Annotated in this window: 14 protein-coding genes and 4 pseudogenes; 5 read left to right on the top strand and 13 right to left on the bottom strand. The window is 56.0% G+C overall.

What is annotated here, in order from left to right; genetic code table 11:
- Positions 1-342: 342 nt before the first annotated feature.
- From RBH71_RS01750 to RBH71_RS01715, 9 genes are all read right to left on the bottom strand, one after another.
- Positions 343-1176, bottom strand: coding sequence for a metallophosphoesterase (locus RBH71_RS01750; RefSeq protein ID WP_162632424.1), 834 nt, complete (start codon positions 1174-1176; stop codon positions 343-345).
- Complete coding sequence (locus RBH71_RS01745; RefSeq protein ID WP_111795643.1) at positions 1176-2624, bottom strand: O-antigen ligase family protein; 1449 nt, start codon at positions 2622-2624, stop codon at positions 1176-1178. Before RBH71_RS01745 ends, RBH71_RS01750 begins: the two co-directional genes overlap by 1 nt.
- A gap of 64 nt (positions 2625-2688) precedes the next feature.
- The gene (locus RBH71_RS01740; protein ID WP_111795642.1) at positions 2689-3549 is read right to left on the bottom strand and encodes a hypothetical protein; all 861 of its coding nucleotides are present in this window, start codon (positions 3547-3549) and stop codon (positions 2689-2691) included.
- Positions 3546-5870, bottom strand: a complete 2325-nt coding sequence (locus tag RBH71_RS01735) for an AAA family ATPase (RefSeq protein ID WP_111795641.1) — start codon at positions 5868-5870, stop codon at positions 3546-3548. Before RBH71_RS01735 ends, RBH71_RS01740 begins: the two co-directional genes overlap by 4 nt.
- A gap of 202 nt (positions 5871-6072) precedes the next feature.
- Complete coding sequence (locus RBH71_RS01730) at positions 6073-6756, bottom strand: hypothetical protein (RefSeq protein WP_111795640.1); 684 nt, start codon at positions 6754-6756, stop codon at positions 6073-6075.
- A 62-nt stretch (positions 6757-6818) separates the two neighbouring features.
- Positions 6819-8021: a polysaccharide biosynthesis/export family protein gene (locus RBH71_RS01725; protein ID WP_029658604.1), complete on the bottom strand. Its 1203-nt coding sequence runs from the start codon at positions 8019-8021 to the stop codon at positions 6819-6821.
- Positions 8022-8112: 91 nt separating this feature from the next.
- On the bottom strand, positions 8113-9432 hold the full coding sequence (locus RBH71_RS01720; RefSeq protein WP_025590888.1) for a UDP-glucose dehydrogenase family protein: 1320 nt from the start codon (positions 9430-9432) through the stop codon (positions 8113-8115).
- Between the two features lie 172 nt (positions 9433-9604).
- Positions 9605-10081, bottom strand: coding sequence for a transcription termination/antitermination NusG family protein (locus RBH71_RS26575; RefSeq protein WP_416349571.1), 477 nt, complete (start codon positions 10079-10081; stop codon positions 9605-9607).
- Entirely contained in the window at positions 10065-11531 is a 1467-nt protein-coding gene (locus RBH71_RS01715; RefSeq protein ID WP_025590886.1) for an exopolysaccharide biosynthesis polyprenyl glycosylphosphotransferase, read from the bottom strand. The genes RBH71_RS26575 and RBH71_RS01715 overlap by 17 nt, the downstream gene beginning before the upstream one ends.
- A 428-nt stretch (positions 11532-11959) precedes the next feature.
- Here RBH71_RS01715 and RBH71_RS01710 point away from each other — a divergent pair, with 428 nt between their 5' ends.
- Both RBH71_RS01710 and RBH71_RS01705 read left to right on the top strand, forming a co-directional pair.
- Positions 11960-12538 carry a recombinase family protein gene (locus tag RBH71_RS01710; RefSeq protein WP_025590885.1) on the top strand — a complete coding sequence of 193 codons (579 nt, stop codon included), beginning with the start codon at positions 11960-11962 and terminating at the stop codon, positions 12536-12538.
- A 298-nt stretch (positions 12539-12836) separates the two neighbouring features.
- Positions 12837-13544, top strand: a complete 708-nt coding sequence (locus RBH71_RS01705; RefSeq protein WP_323687013.1) for a recombinase family protein — start codon at positions 12837-12839, stop codon at positions 13542-13544.
- Between the two features lie 265 nt (positions 13545-13809).
- Here the strand turns inward: RBH71_RS01705 and RBH71_RS01700 are convergent.
- Positions 13810-14016: pseudogene (locus tag RBH71_RS01700) on the bottom strand (ATP-binding protein); the annotation flags it as partial.
- 144 nt (positions 14017-14160) lie between these two features.
- On the opposite strand from RBH71_RS01700, the gene RBH71_RS01695 reads away from it, so the two are divergent.
- Complete coding sequence (locus RBH71_RS01695; protein WP_025590883.1) at positions 14161-14394, top strand: helix-turn-helix domain-containing protein; 234 nt, start codon at positions 14161-14163, stop codon at positions 14392-14394.
- Between the two features lie 25 nt (positions 14395-14419).
- Here RBH71_RS01695 and pepT read toward each other — a convergent pair.
- From pepT to RBH71_RS01680, 3 pseudogenes are all read right to left on the bottom strand, one after another.
- Positions 14420-15688: pseudogene (gene pepT / locus RBH71_RS01690) on the bottom strand (peptidase T).
- A gap of 73 nt (positions 15689-15761) precedes the next feature.
- A pseudogene (locus RBH71_RS01685) lies at positions 15762-16996 on the bottom strand (CapA family protein).
- A gap of 89 nt (positions 16997-17085) precedes the next feature.
- Positions 17086-18264 (bottom strand): annotated as a pseudogene (locus tag RBH71_RS01680) (ABC transporter ATP-binding protein); the annotation flags it as partial.
- A gap of 593 nt (positions 18265-18857) precedes the next feature.
- Here RBH71_RS01680 and qatC point away from each other — a divergent pair.
- Positions 18858-20192, top strand: coding sequence for a Qat anti-phage system QueC-like protein QatC (qatC, locus tag RBH71_RS01675; RefSeq protein WP_111795639.1), 1335 nt, complete (start codon positions 18858-18860; stop codon positions 20190-20192).
- Complete coding sequence (qatD, locus tag RBH71_RS01670; protein WP_111795638.1) at positions 20189-20959, top strand: Qat anti-phage system TatD family nuclease QatD; 771 nt, start codon at positions 20189-20191, stop codon at positions 20957-20959. The genes qatC and qatD overlap by 4 nt, the downstream gene beginning before the upstream one ends.
- Positions 20960-20965: the final 6 nt, after the last annotated feature.

Here is a 20965-nt window from a genome sequence, read left to right as displayed (position 1 = left end):
GCATCGACTTCGTCTGACTTCGTTTCACTGAACAAAGCACACAGTAAATAACCAACGGGACATAGGCTGCCTGCAAGCCAATCGAGGAGAGCGCCGTTCTCAAGACCGTGATTTTGATCAAGCCGGAAGCAAGGCAGGGCATACCGCAGAGACCAGTCGCAATGCTGACATCGCAAAAAACGCGTGGGGGGCGTACTTGACGCTGTCGCGATCTCTTCGATCCATAACCTGACGTTTCTCAGCCTTATACCCGGGTGATGCCCGTCGGGCCTGTGATCGGGTAACAATACCGGCTTAGGGAGCCACCGTGTCGCCCAGCGATAAAGAAGCCGTGCGATGCTCTCAGCTCTCTGTGCCGCATCTGATTTTTCCTGGCACAGTTTGGCAAGTTTCATTCCGGGGTTCTAAAATAAACTGCCTGTCCTCTTCCAAAACCAGACAGGTGAGATTCCCGGTAATATAGGCGCCCGTATCGACATTGATCCGGTTCGACCTGAAAACCGGGCTAGTGACCGGCGTGTGCCCATGCACGATCATGAAATCATGCGGCAGGACACAGTCGAGAAAGGGTTGTCGGATCGACATAAGATCCACCGCTGATTGGTTTTCAAGCGCGATTCCTGGTCGGATGCCTGCGTGAACAAAGGCGTAGTCACCGATCGTTACGTAGAGGCGGAGTCTTTCGAGAAAGCTTTTATGTTCGGCGGGAATTTGCTTCACGGCCAGAGCCATCACGGTATGAACGATATCACGGTCGATATTGACGGGAACAGTAATACCGTAGGCATGGAGTGTTTCGCGGCCTCCCGCAGCCAGCCACCGCAGTGCGATGTCCATATCGTTCAGCGCACGCAGCATGCTGTCATCATGATTGCCACGCAGCGTCACCACACGCCGTGTCATCTGCCGTTCGATCAACTGATCAATGACCTCGCGGGACCGCAAACCGCGGTCAACATAGTCACCCAGAAGCACCGTGACATTACGCTTGAAGGGGTGTGCGGCCTCATTGGCATCGATTTTGGCAAAGGCTTGCGCAAGCAGGTCCGCGCGACCATGGATATCGCCGATCACGTACACACGCACACCATCGGGAACTCTTGCAGCGGCGCGCGCGATTGTCACCTCTTCCCACTCAGGCAGGAGCTTCAAGAAGAAATCAACCAACTTTCGCATCAGGATTGATCTGCCGCCGGCCTGCGCTGGACTGCTGTGTCCGCGAGCGGATCGAACGATGGTCTTTCTCCCAGTGAGATCGTCACGCAGCCAGCGAGAAGGGCTGCAAGAAGGAGCGCGTTTCCGGGGATTTGCAGGGAGAAATCTACGAGTGAATGCAAGGCGACAACGAGAAGGCTTGTCAGGGCAATGACCGGCGCGAAGCGGTAGCGGGACCGCTCGAGCAAGCCTGTCACAAGCGCCCATCCGAGCGCTGTCAGCGCGACCCCTAAAACGACCAAGAAAACGATGCCCAGCCCAAGCGCTCCCTCAAGGTAGGAGTTATGGGCAGCATCCCAGACTCCCTCGATACCGGAACATTGCGGTGAGCGATAGGCGGGGAACACATCCGGGAAACTGCCGAAACCGGAGCCAAGCGGCCAATTGTCTCGCACCGCCTGCGCCGTCGATGAAAATGCGCACAGCCGTGCCTGATCGACCGATTGAGCCCCCATGCGGTAGATCGCTTCTTGTGCAACAACCACTGCCGCTGTCGACATCAAACTGACGATGAGCGCCAACCGCCACCCTCGAGCAATTGATCTCGGAGCGGAACGGCGACGGCGCCTCTTCCCTCCATTGAAGAGCCACACGAGACAGATCAGCCCGATGAAGACCGACGCCGTTGCACCACGCGACTGGGTAGCCGCGAGCGCCAATACGTCCATGAGCAGACCAACTATCATATAAAACGTCGCTTTTTCCACATTGGTCAGGCGACCGGGGTTCAAGACCTTGCTGGCAAGGGCCCTGAGGCTACTACTCTGCAAGTAGAAACCCAGCAAACCGGCATTGATAACGATACCGATGCCAAAATAGGTGCCAGCGGAATTCCTGTTGATGTAAAAGCCGGTAAGACTGCCGATATAGGCGGTTTTCGTCTCAAACCCGACCGTCATAGGGGCAAGCAGGAACTGGCAAAGACTGATCGCTGCCACCGCCGCTACGAGATACGACAATATCGACAGGAGCAGGAAGGCCTCACCTCTACAGTTGAAGAGATGAAGCGCCACGACAAAAGTCAGGAGCGGTGACCATACGATGATATCAGCTTTGGTCTGCTCCGGTGTCACGGACAGGGCCCCCTCGACCGGTCCGACAAGCGACCTGATATAACTCCAGGCGGGATGCTCCCACGGGTTGTCGAGGAGCCGTAACGATTGCCCATATTGGGTCAACGCGAGAACGACGAGGCAAACAAGCGCCACCCCCGCAATGAAGGACACACGCGGATATGGAAACGGACGCCAGCACATGATCGCCGCGCTCACCGCGACCACCATGGTGATAACGGCCAGCGGTTCGAAATCCACCGCACCGAATGTCAGCATCGGGAAGACAAGGACGAGAAAAAAGACGGCACGCATTCCCGTGAAAAACGGCTGCTGCCATGCCCCCGCTCTCCTCATCGCATTGGCCTGATACTCCGTCCCTGCCGGATGACTGTGTGGATCTTTGAGAATTCCGTAAACCCTATCTTGCACAGGCGACGACGAGTTCCGCCGGACGCTTCAGATCAAGCTCCGTCCCCGGTGGACCGTTCAAAGCTGGCGGTCGACAGTTTAAAGGCACAGGATAGGAAACCCCGAGCGCATCAATGATCTTCAAGATCCGCACCCGGCGATCGAGACGTTGCCGGTCAATCACGGTTCGCATCAACTGTCGCGATCGTTCTCCAGCCTCACTATAGAGCGAGGCGATCTCGCGAGGTTCGCCCAGCCTGATGACGCGCTCAATGTCAAGTCCGTGCTGTGGCGGCAGGGTGATCCTCCCTGTATCCACCAAAGTTCCCACCAGTCGCAAGCGAGGAATCATGATCCATTTTTCCGCTGGGGCGTAAAAATACGAAAGATCTAGCAAGCGAGTGAGGCTCGCCTTGTCACCGCCTTGCTGCACCATAATTTGGGCAAGAAGCATCCATGCGTTGCCATCGGTCGGCGTGCATTGAAGCCGATGTTTCACAGCCCGATTTGCAGCAACAAGAAGGCTCTGGATGTCCCGATCCCTGGCTTCGGACCAAATTGCCTGATCGAGCGCGTCCAGCCGGACTGCCAATACACCACGCGACACCTCGTCCAGACAGCTGCTCTCTGCGGCTTTCATCTCTTTCGAGTCTGCCACCTCTGTCAGAACCTTGGGGTCTATCCAACTGTTGGCATCGAATAGCCCTGCCCGCTGGGTAACCGACTGACGACTGAGTGCTGCGAGTTCAGCTGCGCGACCGAGACGGCGAACATCACTGGTCGGCAAGATATCCAGCAGCACGTTGCCGGCCGTCAGAAAGAGAAGGCTGCTGGCCCCGATCGTCAGGACAAAATAGAGAAAGCGTCTCACAAGCGCGTTTTCTTGCCACCCGCCCTCTCCTTACCGGTTCCGCTATCCGTGTAATAGTACGCATACTTTCCGTAATAGTATCCGCGCGATTCACCGTAATTGTATTTCTTCATCCGTGCGCTGATGACACTGTTGAAGATCAGGCCAACGGTTTTTTCGTAGATATCCCTGTTTTCTTCCAGCACTCGCCGAACGACACGGCGCGGCGTGGTGCCCCATTCGACCACGAAGACGAAGGCATTGAAGAAGCGGCTGATCCCGCGGACATCGATGACGGGTCCCAGTGGCGGCAGATCAACGATCACATAATCAAAATTGGCAGCGGCTTCCTCGAGCAATTTCTCCATCTCATTTGAGGCAAGGAGAACCTGACTGTCGAGAATCCGTTTCTTCGTGACGCTTGGCAAGAACAGGAGGCCGCTTTCCGGCTCCCGCAACAAAAGTTCCTCCAGTGGCCGTTCTCTCCGAAGTACCTCGATCAACCCGGCCGTAACATGGGGGGCCATGCGTCGCGTCATTCCGGGATTACGAAAGTCCGCATCGATAAGGAGAACACGAGCGCCCTGCAAAGCAATGAGACTTGCCAGGTTCTTCGCCGTTGTTGTCTTGCCTTCGCCGGGCATCACAGAGACGATGCCAATGACTTTCCGCCCCGCATTGATCTGAAGATCGACCTCGACCTTCGCTGACCGCAACGTTTCGGCAAAGCCTGACAGAGGCATTTCAAGCACGTGCCGCATAATAGGCTCACGTATAAGCACATGGCGGGCATCAGGGCTCTCTGACTGTTCGGGCTCATTTTTTTTGCTAGGCAGTTTCTCAAGCATGCCAATGAAATGAAGTCCGGTGCTCTCCCGCACCTGATCGGGCGTACGGAAGCCTTGATCATTATATTCCCGCCATGCCGCCAGACCACCGCCAAGCATCAGACCCACCAAGCACGACCAGACCATCACAAACGGTATATTGGGCCAACTTGGCTTGCTGGGCAGGGTGGCGCTGGTGATGGTTCGCGCCTCTGTCGTCGGAAACGATTGCTGCTGAAGTGCATCCTGATAGCGCTGCAAGAATGTCGTATACAGGTTTTGGTAGCTGTCCGATTCCCGGATCAATTGACGCAATTGCACCATGACCTCGTTGGACGACGTCTGCTCCCCCGCGAGGGTGTTCATTGAATCGTTCAGCGTTTTCTCGCGCGTCCGTGCGACCTCAAGGTCTGAAGTATAGGTCATCGCGATACGCTTTAACTCTACGAATATTAGCCGCTGGTACTCATCCATATCCTTATGAAGACTGACCACTTGGTAGTGCGTTGGGCCGAGTTTGCTGGTCAGCTCTTGCGCCGTCTTGGCTGCCTTGAGATATTTGCTGCGCAGATCATTGATAACAGCGCTGCCCAATTGATCCGTGACGGCGACGTCGGTTCTACCCGATTGAATAATATCCGTAATCTGCTTCAGGCGGGCTTCAGCATTAGCGGTTTGATCATGCGCAGCAGACAGTTGCGAGGTCAGTTCAGTAACCTGTTGGTCACCGATAAACTTGCCATCACCTGAAGACACCAGCCCGTGCTTCGCCTTGAACTGCTGGATCGCCATATCGGCCTGAATTGAACTTGACTTGAGTTCGGTCAGGCGATCCCGAAGCCAGCCACTGGCGCGCTTGACCTGCTCATAGCGGGCATTCAATTGATCCGTGAAGTAGGCATCCGCGTAGGCGTTGGCGATATCGACGGATAACTTGGGATTGGGCGATGTATAGCTGACGGTCAGAATATAGGTTCGCGCAACGCGCTTGACCTCAAGATTGCTCTCAAGCTTTGCGATGATGGCCTCTCGGACAGCCTGCCGCCTTTCCTCCTCGTTGACCGACGGCGAGACAAACCATGACCCGAAGTTGACGATACGCGAAAATGTGCTTCTGACGGCGGACAACAAACCACCGCCATTCAAAAACAACTCGTTCTGATCAAGCTGCAACTCTTGGCTCACCAACGCTGCGACGTTATCCGATTTGATAACCTCGACCTGGCTGTCAATGGCAGCCGTATCTAGCGTCGCGTCGGCCAGGCTTGCCGTCAGGTCCGAAAGGTTCTTGTGGCTATCGATAATAATCTCATTCGTAGCCGTGTAACGAGGCACCGCTGAAACGCAGTAGACCGCGCCGAGCAAGAGGACTGAACATGTCGCGATGACAACGACCATCTTTTGTCGACGTAAAGCAGCTATGAGCCCGACGACGTCAATTGTTGTTTGTACTCCTGTTGGATTCTCTTTAGGCGGAATAGTTTCAAGGCGATTGTCTACTGCGCGATCGGACATGCCGGATCCTTATGAAAGCACTCTGATGTCTGTCAAATAGCGATTAAGCGAGACACACACTCGACTGCTTTGTTTTCATTGATTTTTCAGGATTCAGTTTCAGGCTGTCCCTGACAAACTCTCGAATCCGATATCTATCGACCGGATGCTTCTTGTACCGTATCAGCGGGGGCTCAACGGCTCCCAACTTGACAGGAGATACTCAACATGTCCGCCGGGGACTAACTGATGTCGAGCAGGTAATGGTCGAGCCCGAAAAACTGAACGTATCGGCGGTGTTGGTATGACTTGAGCTGCCGCTCGCACTTGTTGTCGCACCGACTGAAGGAGCACCTCTGCTTCCGTTCACGACGCCACCAACTCCCCCTCCAACACCAACTCCCCCTCCGACACCAGCACCAACATCTGCGCCACTGGCAGACAGCATCAATGTTTCTGTCGTCGCCATGTTGTAGCCAATCAGCACGTCACTCAAGCCGGAGCTGGCAATCCTGCGCTCAATGTCGTCACCGCACAGCTTGTCAACCGCCATGATTGCCGTGGCCGCCTGCCCCAAGCCTGATCCGATGGCGGCTGCTTGCGTCGAATTTGCCGAGCGTGCGATCTCGAGGAGCGCATCAACTGCGGCTGACGGGTCCGTTTCCGTCAGCGCCTTGACTTTACCGCTCAATTGCAGCCCACCGACCGGATTGCTCTTCAGCAGCGCTTCCGGATTGGACTTAAAATCCGAAAGTTGCTGGCCAGGGAGCTTGTCCGGCAGATTATATGATCCGCCGCAGGCCCCGCCACTTACCGCCGTGGAAGCATTCTGTGCAACGGCAGGGAAAGAGAATGCCTGCGTGAGGACTGATGCAGATATTCCCAACAACAGCAAAAGACGTTTCATGTCCAAGATCTCCATGAGCTGACAATGGGGGCAAGTTATGGAACTCACTTCTCTGTTAGAGTTCATTGGCTGAGATACCGGCCCGCATTTCTGGTTGTAGCGGCGTCTGCGGCCGTCGAGGCTGCCGCGCCGACAATGCCGGTGATGAGTGTGAGGAACTTGAACAATTCGACCTGGTCGGCGTTTGTGACGTAAAGCACGTCACGATCATGTACGAAGAATTTCTTGGCCACGAAGAATGAAGAGGGATCGCGGAAATTGGCGCGATAGATTGTCGGCACCTCCAGAACGTCTGGAGCAAATGCCGAGAGATTCACCTTCATCTTTTCGAGGTTTGCGCGATGCTCCAGTCGATACAGCAGCACTTGGCCGGGATCGGCTTGAGAATCGAGAAGTCCCCCGGCCTTGCCCACGGCATCCGAGAGCAATACATGCTCCTGCTCGAACTTGAACTGCCCGCTGTTGCCAGAAGCCCCGAAGGCGGTGAACGACCGTTGCTCCTGATAGACATAGAGCGTGTCGTCTGGCGCTACATATATATTTTCTTTCGAGTCATCCACCAAGTTCAAGAAATAGATCGTTGCCTTGGTGCCGCGCCGCTGCAGAGTCACAAACGTCTCATAACCTGCATTGGTAATACCCCCGGCGCGCGACAGAATATCGAGCACGCGATCTCCGCCGGAATTGATATTGAGCTTGCCGGGCGACCCAACCTGACCGATCACGGTTACCTCGTTAGAGGCTTGACTCGTCACCGAGATAACCACTTGAGGCTCGATGGCCCGTGACGACAGCCTCTTGACGATATCTGCCTGGATCACACCCAGCGTGCGACCTTTTGCAAGAACCGCCCCAGCATAAGGGATGGAAATATAGCCTTTTTGATCTACGGTTTGCGAAGGAAGTGTCACATAGTTGCCGGGCCGAGAACCCGCGTCATTGGGAACAAACAATCCACCCGACTGCGATTCAAATATGGTGATGGACACGGTATCTCCGACGCCGACCATCAGTTCTGGCGGGCCACTCCGTCCCTTGCCAAAACTTCGCAAAAAAGAGCCCGGACCAGGATCTCCCAAAACAGCAAGAACCTGTTGAGTAAGGTCGACTGACACGTATTTGAACGCGCTCGTAGCAGTTTCCCTTAAGGATGCCGTGGCTTTGGACGCAACGTCACGCGCGCCCGGGCCGCTGCCTGGAAGCGACGAGCAACTCGAAACGCCAACGAGCGATAAGACCGAATAACAAAACTGTCTTCGCTTCATGCGAAAGCTCCTATCATTAAGTTGCCCGGGAGCGGCAAGCCGGGGAGGGTCCGTGCCGTTGAGGTGGGTCGCAGAGCTGGATGAGAAAGGGTCAATTGCCCGGAGAGACCGGTCGCCCGATGGAATGGTATGAAAAGCCGTGTCTGGTGACTTCTTCCGGCGTGTAGACATTGCGCAAATCAATGAAGACCGGCTCGGACATCAGCAGGCGAAGCCGCGACCAGTCGAGTGCTCGAAACTGATCCCATTCAGTCACCAGTGAAATTCCGCAGGCACCTTCCGCAGCCTCATAGGCATTGTCGCAAAACACTACGTTGGGCAGCATTGCGCGCGCTGACTTGACACCCTCGGGATCATAAGCGCGTACCGTAGCACCCGCCTCTTCAAGCGCCTTGATAATCGACAGAGACGGCGCCTCGCGCATGTCATCAGTGTTTGGCTTGAAGGTTAACCCAAGAATTGCAATGGTTTTACCCCGCACGTCACCGTCACAGGCCAGAATGATCTTGCGCGCCATCGCCCGTTTACGTTCATCGTTGACGGTGACGGTCGTCTCGATCAGGCGAATGGGGCTACCATGGTCCTGCGCTGTCTTCACCAGTGCCAGCGTGTCCTTCGGAAAGCAGGACCCACCGTAACCGGCGCCAGCATGAAGGAACTTTGAACCTATACGTCCATCAGCGCCTATCCCCCGCGCCACGTGCTGTACATTCGCGCCGACACGCTCGCAGAGATCGGCGATCTCGTTGATGAAAGTGATCTTCATGGCCAAAAATGCGTTGGAGGCATATTTGATCAGTTCTGCGGTCCGTATGTCCGTGAATATTATCGGAGACTTATTGAGGAAGAGGGGCCGGTAGATTTCCGTAAGGACAGCTTGGGCACGCTCGTCTTGCGTCCCGACCACAATGCGATCAGGCCGCTTGAAATCGGTGATTGCCGCACCTTCACGTAAAAATTCAGGATTGGATGCGACGACCACCTCGGCGGCCGGGTTTTCCGAGCGGATGATGCGCTCGACCTCGTCACCGGTACCTACGGGAACCGTCGATTTCGTTACCACGACTGTGAACCGCTTCACGGATCGAGCTATGTCCCTGGCCGCCCCGTAGACATAGGAGAGATCCGCATGCCCATCACCGTGGCGCGATGGCGTGCCTACAGCGATAAACACCGCATCTGCACCGTCCAGAGCATCGGAGAGATTATTGCTGAATGAAAGCCGCCCAGCACGCCTGTTATTGGCAACGAGTTCCTCAAGACCGGGCTCGTAGATTGGAACTCTTCCCGCAAGGAGAGCTTCAATCTTGGACACATCACTTTCTACACAAACAACGTCATGGCCAAAGTCGGCGAAACAGACCCCGGAGACCAAACCGACATAGCCCGCACCAATTACCACTATCTTCAACGTCTCTCTTCCTTCGGAATGATATTCCGGCGGTTTCCACGCTACCGCCATCCGGGTGAAGCCATGCTCCAACCGGGTTATTTCCCAAACAAATCCCACAGCTGCGGGACCCTATGCTTTGATTTCAATCCACTCGCGGGCAACCGTGGTCCGCACCTGGCTATTCATGAGATCAAGGAGAAGTTCGACACGCCCCCCGACCATCCAGGTTTTGCAAAACCCCCAGCGTTCCCGTTAAGGGGCCCTGCCTCACTCGCACTGTCACACCAGGGAGCAATTCAGCATCGGGAGAGAACAGACCGTCTGGACCGGTCGCTGCTTGCAGGTTTTCGATCACTCTGGTTGGAACGCGTTGAGGACCATCAAGCCCCATGACCAACTGATCGACACCGTAAGTCCCATTGACGCTTCGCCATCTGTCACGGGACAGATCCATCAGAAGGAACCCGTACCGCGGGAACAACCATTCCTTTTGGGTAATATACCGACGGGCATGCCGCTTCGTGACTATGACCTTTGGCAGGAAATGAACGAAACCCTGCTTAGTGAGATTAGCCTCAGCCAACCCCTCCCCGCGTGCCACAGAGCGAAATACGTACCAGCCTCTTCCGGCGGCCGGCCGCACATTGACATCAATAGGCGTTGTCATCGCGGAAGACCTTTAAAGCGGTGAGGAAAATAATCTTCGCGTCTAGCCAGATCGACCAATGGTTGATGTACCAGAGGTCATGTTCGATACGAGACCGCATGAGTTCGGACGTCTCTGTTGCGCCTCGCAGGCCATTCACCTGAGCCCAGCCGGTGATTCCTGGTTTCACATGATGACGGAACGCATAGTGCTCGATGAATCGGTCATAGTAGTCGTCATGAGCCATCGCATGCGGCCTTGGTCCGACAAGCGACATCTCGCCGTTCAGGACGTTGAACAGCTGCGGTAACTCATCGATGCTTGTGCGTCGCAGAAAGTGCCCAACCCGTGTGATGCGTGGGTCTTGGCGCTGCGCCTGCGGAATATCGGCGCCATTTTCGGTAACCGTCATGCTTCGGAATTTCAGGATCTTGAATGGCACCCCGCCGAAACCGCGTCTGTCCTGGCGAAAAAGGATCGGGGAACCCGTTTCGAGCCATATCGCCAAAATAGCCAGAAGCATCACCGGGCCAAGAGGAACGATCAACGCAGTTGCAGCTACAACGTCTAACGCACGCTTGGCCCACCGCGCACTCAATCCCAATGGGGCGGACTGCAGTTCGAAGCCGACATCATCCCCTAAGATGATGCGACGATGCTGGCTCAGTCCAACAAACGCTGGATCTGCCAGGAGAACGACCGGCGCTGGCAACGGCCCGATTTCCCGCAGAAGGGATGAGATCCGCCCGGCGTCCTGCCACGAGGCCGCCAGCAGGATCTGATCGCAGCACCCTTTCGCCACCGACCGCTGAAGGATGGCCCGAACGTCACGGCATTGCTCCAGGAATTCAGGAGAAGATACAGGAATGAAATGTCTCTCGACGACTTCGATCCCAGGCGGAGGCACCCAAACAACGTCAAACTGGGTCGGGTGCGTCTGTAAGGTCACCACATGCACGCGCGCAAACGCGATGGAGCCCTTTTTAAGGCGCACCGCTATGAACCGTGATGCAAGCCCATTGACAGCCGTAACTGCAACCAGCCCTGCCAGAGCAAAAGCGGTTAAGCCAAGTCGAGAGTATTGACCGCCACTCCTAACCGTCAAAATCACCAACGCAAGAAGGAGAACGGCAGCGAGCCACGCTATCGCTGACTTCAAATAGCCAACAGAGACCTTCGTACCCGAAGCTGCTGGAAAGTTCCCGATGCCCACAGAGACGAGAACGTAAAACACCATAGAGGCGATCGAGACTTGGCTATAATCGGGGCGAAACGGCGGCTCTCGCCACAGAAGCAAATCTGTCAGTCCACCGCATCCGACAATCGCAATGCCGTGCGACAGCATCAAGACATTCGACAAAGCATCCCGCGTGATCCTCCACGTGACGACAGGAAAGGAACTGGACGCCGGGGCCTCACTCGCCTCCCCCGCAGCTAGATTGATGTCCGATACATCCAGGTTGCCGCGCATCAATGCATGCCCCAGAAACCCGAAGGCGGCAGAATGATAAGCTGACCCGAAATCGTTTCCGCTAGATAACTCGGAATGCCAGCGGCGCCCAAGACATCGGAGCACCGAGGCAGAGACCGAAGAGAGAAACCCATCAATTGAGGCGTGGCGCTGGTTTCGGCAGGCCTCGTCTCATGAGATACACGCGACAAAATTGGTCGATTCTGACCATATGGCGTCGAATGTACTATTTTACAATTCTACGGAAACTACGAACTGAAATCATTAACGAATTTTGACGTGCACTACTCCGTCGCCGGCGCGCGACAGAAAGGACCCTTTTTGTCAAGCGCCTCGGCGTGTGAATCAGCTGGTTAAAAGGATTTTCAGGACAGAAAATTGTCCGCTCGCGCCTCGTCGCCCGTCTTGTTCCGGAAAGTGAGTGTCAAATGATCGTAGGATACGCGCGTGTATCAACTGGAGAGCAGAAGATCGACCTTCAAATACAAGCTCTGGAAAGGATGGGATGTGACCAAGTCTTTAGCGATCACGGGCAATCCGGTTCCGATTTCGAGCGCGCTGGCCTGGAAGCAGCCTTGGACGCGGTTGTACCAGGTGATATGCTTGTAGTCTGGCGGCTGGATCGGCTCGGACGCTCACTCGTCGGATTGGTCGGACTTTTGGAGCAGCTCGGAAAACGTCACGTACATTTCCGATCGCTCAGCGAAAATATCGACACGGCGTCTTCAGGCGGCAAGCTAATGTTTCATATGATGGCAGCTCTTGCCGAGTTCGAGCGCTCGCTTATCAGCGAACGGACACGGGCCGGGATGGCGGCCGCGAAGGTCAGGGGTGCACGGCTTGGCCGCCCGAGCGCACTAACAATGGATCAGATAGTTGGAGCTCAGCACGCAATCGAGCGGCTGCACCGATGTCCTTCAGAGGTTGCGAAAGAGTTGAATGTCTGCCGAAGAACGCTTAGCCGGCACTTGGGTAAGTTAACAGTTAACTCACTTGCGGAATTGTGAGGGTTCTCTGCTGTGTAGCGGGAGGAAACAAAGGTTTCCGCCACAACAACTTGGAATTTTCGCGATCTGGGATTGTTATTTAAGGAGAAAAGTACAACGGAAGAGGGATAAACGCGACCACTAAAGTTTTAACACACAGCTCCAACCAATATTAATCGGCTTGCGGAATTGTGCCCGCCGCAGCGGTATTACGGTACCTGGCCCCGCTTCATGCAGCAATGACAAAAAGGGAGCGTGGAACGTGGCAACCAAGCCGTTGCGTGGGCGAACAGAGTAAGATTTCGTCCTCAAGCTTAATATGGTGATGGACAAATATTTTATGATAGTTGGGTACGCACGCGTTTCGACGGAGGAACAAAAACTTGATCTCCAGCTTACAGCGCTTCGAGGCGCCGGGTGCAATCGGATCTACGAAGATCAAGGTCGGTCAGGCTACAGTTTTGCTCGAGAGGGTCTGGAAGCCGCTCTTGAAAGTCTAACGCCAGGCGGTACACTTGTGGTTTGGCGTTTGGATCGCCTCGGTCGTTCATTATCTGGACTTGTGCAGTTAATTGATCAACTTGGAAAGCGACAAGTCCATTTCCGTTCAGTAATGGAAAACATTGACACCACCTCACCGGGCGGTCGTTTAATGTTCCATATGATGGCAGCACTAGCAGAATTCGAGCGAGCAGTTATAGTGGAGAGGACGCGGGCGGGCTTGGCGGAAGCAAGGGCCCGGGGAAGCGTAATAGGACGACCGAAAGCCATGGACGAGGATCGCGTTCGTGACGCCTGTCACGCCGTGCATTTCGAGGGCCGTTGTATGCGAGAAGTCGCCGGACAGTACGGCGTATCGATCCGCACTCTCCAGCGCTACCTGAAACGCACGTATCGCGTCTCCAAGCCTAGTGTGCCGCCTTTGCCTTCGCACCCAGGAGATCTAGCCACTCAGAACCGATACGGGTACCTCCCGTCCGAGCCACCGATCGATGACCAGGCTCCGGAAACCAGCGTGAACTCGTGATAGGTTTCGCAGTGACGAATCTGCCGCCCGCGTGCTGCACCGTTCCGATGACGGTGCCGCCGACGGCTTCATCGTCTTACTACTGGGTCGTCGCTGAGGAGCGACGCATCCTCCCTACTAACACTGGGTCCGGGATTGGCGGACCTATCGACCGCATAGCCATAGTCCTCTGAAGCAAAACCGAGGCTAAGCGAAATTGGGCCGCGCCCGATTATTGACTTCCCCTGGGAGCCGACCCGGTATTTCCACCGAGAAGCGACCCGCCTTAGATATGGTTTATGTTGGTTGTTGTGGTCAAGTTCCTGCGTTTTCCCTTCGCCGTTTTGGGCTCGTAGGCCAAGCCGTTTTTGATGCGAGAGCTATCATTGCCGGTCTCGAGGATATGACAATGATGAGTGAACCGGTCGAGGAGTGCGGTGGTCATGTTGGCATCCCCGTAGACGCTAGCCCATTCGCTGAAGGTCAGGTTGGTGGCGCGAGCTGCGTAAGAGGAAACGGCGCTTGCCAGTCTTGGCCGCAGCCCTTTAACGTTACGGTGCCACTATCGGTGATCTTCCAACCGCATGAATTGTATACTCTGTAGCTGAATGCGCTGCAATGCGCATCAATCTCGGAGATGAACATTAGAGAAATTTTTGCCGCCAATCTCCGAAAGACGCGGCAGGCCGCTGGCCTTTCCCAAGAAGATCTCGCACTGAGAGCGGGCATCCACCGAACCTATGTGAGTTCGTTGGAACGCTGCCAGTACAGCGCTTCCCTCGACACGATCGAAACGATCGCGAACATTCTTCAAATTGAGGTAGCTGAGTTGTTGCGCGATCCCAGAAAGGGCGGAAGCTCCAGCGAATAACTGCGTTGCGGTAGCTCGAAAAATTTCAACCGATCGGCCGCGGACGGTGCTTGAGAAGTCCTCCGCCCATGGCCACCAGTCTACAAATCTCTGCAGCGACCAGATATGATTTTTCGAATGCCGGAACGGGCAGGAACTCATATCGGGAGTGGAACTTGTAAGCGCCCGTGAAGAAGTTTGGTGTTGGTATTCCCTTCGCGGAGAGGATCGCACCGTCGGTCCCGCCCCGCATTGGCACCAGTTTCCGCGCTATCTCGAGGTCTTCAAGTGCCTGGAACAAAAGCCGTTCTGCACGTGGATCCTGCTGCAGTGCGTGGTTCATGTTCTGATAGGTGTCGACAAGGTCGACACGGACCTCACCGGTCGGATATTTCAGCCGTATGGTCTCGGCGGTATCCAGAATACGCCGTTTTCGATCGTCGAACCGCTCGCGATCGAAGTCGCGGATCAGCATGCTGAGCCGGCCTTCGCTTTCGTCGGTCACGAGATCTTTGCACCAGAAGAAGCCATCACGACCGTCGGTGCATTCGGGCGTGTCATTTCGATCGAACTGATCGATGAAATCCATTGCCATCATCAGCGGATTGACCATCACGCCTCTTGCTGACATCGGGTGAGCGCTGACGCCGCGAAAGGTGATCTTGCCGGAGGCAGCGTTGAAGTTCTCGATCATGACCTCGCCGAGTTCGCAGCAGTCGATCGTATAGGCGAAATCGCAGGGAAACCGTTCGAGATCCAGCACCCTAGATCCTCGAAGGTCGATTTCCTCGTCAGGGACGAAAGCGACGACGATGTCGCCGTGATCCTCCTCACCACTCGATCTCGCAAGAAGCGTCATGATGACGGCAATCGCCGCCTTATTGTCGGCTCCGAGCACGCTCGTACCATCCCCGACAATGATGTCTTCCCCTTTCCATCTGATCAGTTCGGGATGTTCATCTGTCCGCAGCCAGATGTCGTGCTCGGCATTCAAGCACAGGTCTTGGCCCTCATACCGCAGGATTTGAGGATGAACCGTCGGCGAAAGCCCAACGTCGACGGTATCGAGATGGGCAATGAAGCCGACACGCGGAGCCGCTGTCTTGCCGCGCTTGACGCCTGTCACAATTGCCTGATCGTCGACTACGACGTCTTAGACGCCAAGTGCCAGTAACTCCTCAGCAAGAAGGCGAGCGAGTTTCAATTGCCCGGTCGAAGATGGAAGGGTCACTTCCGCCGCATCACTTTGGCTTTCGATCGCCGCATAACGGAAAAAACGCTCGATCAACTCGCTTTTGGCGTCACTCTGAATCATTTGATCTCCGTGTCTGTGAAGGGTCTTCGCGCTGTCCCATTCTTTGGGCCATTCTTCGTCGGCAAAGCAGACATTATTCGAGCCGAAGAATACCAACGTCATCGCAGATGCGGATGTTAGAGCCCAGTTTCCGCGATTGATCGGCAAACCGCTGCAAGATGCGGTGAGCAGCAGCGCCTGTCACCAGCTCCGGCACAATGCGACGTTCGAGCTTGCCGTCCCTCAACGCTTCCTCGCCCCCAATAATGACCGGAAAGAACGTCACCCCTTTCAGGCAATTGTCTTCGCCGAAGGTGCATACGGGTATAACGCTTTCCCACACTTCGGGTGCCGTCCAAAGCGACTTCTCCGATTTGACATGAAAAATGAAGTTTCCTAGGCTGTAGAAGATCGGCCGACCCCGATAAAGCTCAACCGGCTGCAGGACAGGGGCACCGTGGCTGACGAACATGCTTGCGCCAGCGTCGATGCAGCGCTTGGCGACGGCGCTGACCCAACCCGGCATCTGATACCAGTCCGACGCCCAGTGATGGTGATGCAGATAGGCGACGACGAGCCGGCCCTCGTCCGCGGATGTGGTATCGCTTCGAGATTTCTCCTCAAATCCTCCTCGTCGATCTTCACGCTGCGGCCAAAGCGATCGGAGCGTTTGAAGATCGCGCGCGCTATTCCGATCTCGTCGTCAGCGATAAAGGGAGGATCGTCGGGCTGGCTATCGTTGGTGAGATCGATGCGGGTGTAGCCGATCCGGGTTTGCATCTCGCGAAGACTCTCGAATGCCGGCTCGTCGACCTCCAGGACCTGGGTCAGTCGGAGACGGTTCACGCCCGGGCGCGCGGGACGCCCGCTGCCCGCATTCGCCGCATACATGAAGTCGGGTCCAGGTCCACCATCCATTGCGACGATCGATACGGGTCGGCCCGCCACTTCTCCGAGGCCGGCCGTGCCAGCATCAGCCTGGTCTCTGCCGATACCTGAATGGAGGAAGCCCCTCCCCTCCACCTCCTCCAATGTCGATAGCACCCCGGATGGACCGAGATCGAAGGCGTGGTTGTTGGAAAGGGCAACCGCCTGAAAGCCGATGTCTTTCAGCGCGTCCAGCACGATCGGTTCGCTGCTTCCGTAGAACGAACCCTTCAGAGGCCATCCACCGTTGCGGCCCAGGATCGTTCCCTCGAAATTGGTGAAGGACAGATCCGCCGATCGCAGGATCGACTTCACCTGTTCAAAACCGGGAGCACTGACGTCGCGCGTGTCGCGCTTGATGAGTGATTGACCTGTTAAAGCCAATGTAAAATTTGAGGACATAGGACACCTCGCCCGGCGGTGACGCCGGAGCACTTGCGGGTTGGAAATGTGGACGGGGCGGCCCTTGCAGGATGGGCCGGCCTATCAATTCAGTGGATGAAGTGGCGCGGCCGGGCTTCGATAAGGCTGCGCGTATAGGGGTGTTGCGAGTGCATGAAGATGAAGTCCGAGGAGCCGGAATCGACCATCTGCCCGTCCTTCAGGACATAGACAAAGCTGCAGAGGTCCTGCACGACGGCCAGATCGTGCGAGATGAACATCATGGTGACATGCTGCTCCGCGACGACTTCCTTCAACAGATGGATGACTTCCGCCTGTACGGAGACGTCAAGAGCTGAGGTCGGCTCGTCCGCAACGACGATCTCCGGTTTGGCGAGAAGCGCGCGAGCGATGGCTACCCGCTGCTTCTGGCCGCCGGATAGTTGGTGCGGGTAACGCCCCAACAGGCCCCGCGTCAGCCCGACGCGGTCCATCATGGCTCCGACATCGTCCCGTTCTCCCCTCACCGCCCGCCCTCCATAGCGGGCGCTTTCAAGCAGGGTTTTCTCAATGGTCATGCGGGGATTGAGCGATACCGCCGGATCCTGAAAGATCATTTGGACACGTCCGAGCAGACCGCTCCTGGCGCCCGATCGTGAGGCGTCGAACGCATCTTCCCCGATCCTGAATTCGCCGGCGCTGGCGCGATCCAGCCCCGCGAGCAGCCTCCCGAGGGTGGACTTTCCGCTTCCACTCTCTCCGACCACGCCTGTGATCGCACCCCTTTCCAACCGGACGGATATATCGCGAAGCGCGCATTTTCCCTGGGATTTGCCGATAAAGAACAGCGGACCGCGTGACGGAAAGGTCTTTGCGATCCCCTCTCCGGCAATGGTCGTCTCCGGGTCCATCGATCTATTCGAGCAGGAAGCTACGTCAGCAGAACCGGATATTCGCAACTTCGGGACGGCGGCCAGCAGTTTGCGGGTATAGTCGCTCTGCGGTCGCTCGAGCACTTCCGATACCACATTCTGCTCGGCGACCTGGCCGTGCCGCATGACCACGACCCTGTCGGCGATCTGGGCGATGACGCCCATGTCATGAGTGACGAGGATGATGGAAATGCCTGTTTCATCCACGAGTTTGCGCAGCAGCTCGAGGATCTGTTTCTGGACAGTGGCGTCGAGTGCCGAGGTCGGTTCATCCGCAATGATGATGTCCGGCGATCCGGCGAGCGCGATAGCGATAACGACCCTCTGGCGCTGGCCGCCGGAAAATTGATGCGGGTAGGCAACTACGTGCGCGTAGGATATGGCGGATCAGGGACTGCCGCACGGAGGATGAGCAAGTCCTCTTCGGCCGCTGGCGGCGTGTACAATATCCTTTCCGGGGGAGCATCCGCAGAGGCGGATGCGGCTGACGCACCATCCCTCGACGTGAGAACGTTGGCAGGACTGCCGCATTCGGAGATCGCGGAACGTATTGCCGATGCGGTCAACCCAGGTGATGTCTCGCTCGATGACGCGGGCGTCAGGGAGGCGGTTGCCGAGGCCGTTAGTTCTGTACTCAGCGAAAACGAGACTGCCGATATCACCAACCTGCCTAGCGAGCTAATCGAAGAGTGCTACGTCCGCACGCTCGCGGTTTCCGCCTTCAACATAATCATCGCCGATATCGGAGCCTCACTGCAGCGCGCTGCGCACGGAAACGCTGGTCTTGCAAACGATCGTCTCAAGGAAATCAGCGATTTCATGCGGGAGGCTTATCGAGCTCAGTACACAAAGTTCAAGGAACGCGGTGGCCAGGTCAGTCGGCGTACAGCAAAAAGCATCGCCCAATCCGTCACCTCACAGGTCATGGACATTTTCGAAAGCTATCTCGAATGAAAATCGCAGCGCTTCGTCCTGAGCAACCGACGCCCTCAGGTGTCGATCATCGGATCAGTATTTTCGAAGGTGACTTGGGAGCACTTAGCCGATCCTCTGGCCATGCAGGTCTATCGGTGTCGAACGAGCTTTTTAAATGGGCTGGACGTTCGCCATCTACCCTAGCATGGGATTTTACGGCTTTGGCACTGGGCGTGGTCGGCGCGGATCGCCTGGTAAATCGAGTGCAAACCAGCGCCGACGGATGGACCCGCGAGATCGATCTCACGGTAGCGGTCAGCGATCCCGGTCGGTGGCAATCGTTAAGTGACCAGATCGAGCAGATGCTCTCTTTCCTGACCGGAGATTTTTGGTCATTAAGGTTCGTCGAGGGCGGATATCATCCACGCCCGCCGAAACAGGGTGTCGGATCGCGTCCCGAAACCTGCGTTGCACTTTTGTCCGGCGGTCTCGACAGTCTGATCGGCGCGATCGACATGGAGGCAGACGGCCAAGAGAAACCCGTGTACGTATCGAACCGCGTGAGAGGTGATGTTGCGAAGCAGGAAAAATTCGCGAGCAGGCTAGGTGCTGGAAACAGATTGCTCTCTCTGAACGCTGACCCGAGAACCTCAGGGGTGACAGCCGAAATTTCCCAGCGCCCGCGCTCTATTGTCTTCATAGCTTTCGCTGCCTTGGCAGCCACGCTGCTGGACCGCTATAGCGATGGCGAAGTAGTCGACCTGCACACTCCAGAGAACGGCTTTATCAGTCTCAATATTCCGTTGACGACCTTGCGGCGCGGTAGTCTCAGCACTCGGACGACACATCCTAAGTTCATTGAAATGTTGCAGGGTTTGTTTGACAGCCTCGAACTGCGAATTCGCCTTCGAAACCATTACCAGCTCAAGACCAAGGGCACGATGATGCTAGGGTGCAAAAATCAAGACCTGTTGGCAGAGCTGGCATCGGAATCAATGAGCTGTGGCCGAGCCGGACGGAGCTACACTCATTGCGGAAGATGTTTGCCGTGCCTGGTCCGCAGGTCGTCTTGCTTGAAATGGGCAGGTCGCCTCGATGCAGACGAAACCGTCTACATTCATCCGAAAGCGGAAGATTTGGTTCATGGGCGGGTGAACAACGATTTCCACGGCAAGGCATTCGCGGAATACGATGACGTGATGCAAGCTCTGACTGCGTTAAATTTCGTTGAGCGCAACGGTCCGCGCCGATGGACCGGGGCGCACATCACTACATCACATCTAGGAATTGATGCGGAAGCCTATCGAAACGTCGCGGTAGAGGGATTAAAGGAGATCGGAGATTTCCTTGAACTCACCGGACTGCGATGATCGATACACACTGCCACCTGGACCTTTACCCAAAGCCCGGAACCGTGATTGCGGAAGCCGACAAGCGTGGCATGTTCGTTATCGCTGTCACGACGACCCCGAAGGCATTCCTTGGCAACATGCGCATGATCGAGGGGAGAAAGCGCATAAGGGTTGCCGTAGGTCTCCATCCCGAACTGGTAGCCGAGCGTCATCGTGAGGTGGAGGATGTCTGCCAACTTATGGCAAAGACGAAATATGTCGGCGAGATCGGCATTGACGGCTCTCCTCCCCACAAGTCCAGTATCAAGCTTCAAACAGAAGTCTTTTCGAGGTTTCTCACGCGGGCCAGCGAACTGGGTGGAAAAATCCTATCCATTCATTCACGCGGCGCGGCGGCGCTTGTCCTGGACGAAATCGAGAGAAATGGCCATGGAACGCCGCCGATCCTTCATTGGTTCAGTGGCACGAAACAGCAGGTCGAACGTGCTGCCAAACTCGGGTGCTGGTTCAGTGTCGGACCTGCGATGCTTCGAAGCCGGAAAGGACGAGAGCTTCTTGCTTCGATGCCTCGCCATCGGCTTCTGACCGAAACGGATGGACCTTTCGCGACAGATGTCGACCGCCCGCTTATGCCATGGGACGTTTGCATGGCGCTCCCTGCCATCGCGGAGGTTTGGGAAACGACGCCGGCTAACGTCGACCAGATAGTTAGTGCCAATTTTCGGAAGCTGATCAACGCGACCGAACAAGGCGGAGCGGCCGCGAAGCTTATCGGTAATTGCTAAAATCCA

The sequence above is a fragment of the Rhizobium sp. AN68 genome (assembly GCF_030758035.1).
GTDB lineage: Bacteria > Pseudomonadota > Alphaproteobacteria > Rhizobiales > Rhizobiaceae > Agrobacterium > Agrobacterium tumefaciens.
The sequence above is the reverse complement of the archived record's forward strand: the minus strand, read 5'-3'. Positions and strand labels throughout refer to the sequence as shown.

What these genes read in the sequence shown, in the direction of transcription:
- RBH71_RS01710 (WP_025590885.1), top strand. Translation starts at nt 11,960, where the DNA reads ATGATCGTAGGATACGCGCGTGTATCAACTGGAGAGCAGAAGATCGAC.
- RBH71_RS01730 (WP_111795640.1), bottom strand. Translation starts at nt 6,756, where the DNA reads ATGAAACGTCTTTTGCTGTTGTTGGGAATATCTGCATCAGTCCTCACG.
- RBH71_RS01750 (WP_162632424.1), bottom strand. Translation starts at nt 1,176, where the DNA reads ATGCGAAAGTTGGTTGATTTCTTCTTGAAGCTCCTGCCTGAGTGGGAA.
- RBH71_RS01715 (WP_025590886.1), bottom strand. Translation starts at nt 11,531, where the DNA reads ATGCGCGGCAACCTGGATGTATCGGACATCAATCTAGCTGCGGGGGAG.
- RBH71_RS26575 (WP_416349571.1), bottom strand. Translation starts at nt 10,081, where the DNA reads ATGACAACGCCTATTGATGTCAATGTGCGGCCGGCCGCCGGAAGAGGC.
- qatC (WP_111795639.1), top strand. Translation starts at nt 18,858, where the DNA reads ATGAAAATCGCAGCGCTTCGTCCTGAGCAACCGACGCCCTCAGGTGTC.
- RBH71_RS01705 (WP_323687013.1), top strand. Translation starts at nt 12,837, where the DNA reads ATGGTGATGGACAAATATTTTATGATAGTTGGGTACGCACGCGTTTCG.
- RBH71_RS01725 (WP_029658604.1), bottom strand. Translation starts at nt 8,021, where the DNA reads ATGAAGCGAAGACAGTTTTGTTATTCGGTCTTATCGCTCGTTGGCGTT.
- qatD (WP_111795638.1), top strand. Translation starts at nt 20,189, where the DNA reads ATGATCGATACACACTGCCACCTGGACCTTTACCCAAAGCCCGGAACC.
- RBH71_RS01695 (WP_025590883.1), top strand. Translation starts at nt 14,161, where the DNA reads ATGAACATTAGAGAAATTTTTGCCGCCAATCTCCGAAAGACGCGGCAG.
- RBH71_RS01735 (WP_111795641.1), bottom strand. Translation starts at nt 5,870, where the DNA reads ATGTCCGATCGCGCAGTAGACAATCGCCTTGAAACTATTCCGCCTAAA.
- RBH71_RS01745 (WP_111795643.1), bottom strand. Translation starts at nt 2,624, where the DNA reads ATGAGGAGAGCGGGGGCATGGCAGCAGCCGTTTTTCACGGGAATGCGT.